Source organism: Neisseria sp. P0001.S005, from assembly GCF_051963715.1.
This window is the reverse complement of sequence record NZ_JBQCTZ010000406.1, coordinates 1-1,271: the sequence shown is the minus strand read 5'-3', so window position 1 is coordinate 1,271 and position 1,271 is coordinate 1. Positions and strand designations below refer to the sequence as shown.

The 1,271-nt window shown below is 52.4% G+C and carries 1 protein-coding gene; it reads right to left on the bottom strand.

The annotated features are described in order from the left end of the window. Positions 1 to 107: 107 nt before the first annotated feature. A partial coding sequence (locus ACTHSP_RS20635; RefSeq protein WP_440346839.1) for an aminopeptidase family protein P occupies positions 108 to 1,271 on the bottom strand: 1,164 nt, incomplete at its 5' end.

Below are 1,271 nucleotides of genomic sequence, written 5' to 3'. Positions count from 1 at the left end.
GTTATTGTTTTTATTCGGAGTCGGGTAAGGTTTTTTTAGTTTTTAGATAATTGTTGTTATAAGGCCGTCTGAAACTTTGTATCCGCCGTTTCAGACGGCCTTTCAAGTTAACGCGCCAAAGGTTCGGTACGTTCAATCAGCCATGCTTTGGCCGCGCCTTCTGTCAAAGGCTCAAGACGGCGGCGCACTTCGGCATGATATTGGTTCAGCCATTCGATTTCGCTGCCGGTCATCAGTTTGGTATCAATCAGGCGCGTATCGATTGGGCAGAGGGTAACGGTCTCGAAATACAGGAATTTGCCGAACTCGGTTTCCTCAGGGTTTTCAACCGGACGGTTGATTACCAAACTTTCGATACGGATACCCCATTTTCCTGGACGGTAAAGACCCGGCTCATTGGAAGTCAGCATACCTGACTTCATCGCGTGATGCGGTTGCGGCACGGCGGCAACGGCAATGCTTTGCGGACCTTCATGCACATTGAGGAAATAGCCCACACCATGGCCGGTACCGTGACCGTAATCGCATTGCGCCTGCCAGAGCGATTTGCGGCAGATGGCATCAATCATCGGGCCTTTGATGTTTTCAGGGAAAATGGTCTCCGCCAGAGAAATATGCGCCTTCAACACCAAAGTGTAGTCGCGCTTCATGGCCGCACTCGGATTGCCGACAGGCACCACGCGCGTGATGTCGGTCGTACCGCCCCAGTATTGGCCGCCAGAATCAATCAGCAACATACCGTCGCCTTTGATTTTGCTGTTGTTTTCCGGTGTCGCGCTGTAATGAGGCAAGGCAGCATTGGCATTGTAGCCGGCGATGGTGTCGAAACTTGGCGAAATAAAGCCGGGACGTTGGCTGCGGTGTTTATAGAGCATGCCGTCGATGTCCAGCTCGCTCAATTCGCCGCCGTCTGCCAAGATTTGTTCAAACTCGGCAAAGAAGCCGCACAATGCCGCGCCGTCTTCCGCCATGGTATTGCGGATATGGGCGATGTCGGCATCGGATTTAACCGATTTGAAGAATGTGCTTGGGTGGATGGCTTCAATCAAACGGACGTCTTCAGGCAGGCGGCGCAAAGTACCGACAGCAGTTTTGTTCGGATCAATCAGCAATGCGCCCTTAACGCCTGCCAAATAGTCCGCCGCTTGCGCATAAGGCAAGACTTCAAAGCCTGCCGCTTTCAAGGCTTCGGCGGATTCGGCTTTCAGACGGCCTGCATCGGTAAACAATACGGCTTTGTCTTGGCTGATAAACAGATGGGACAAGAACAC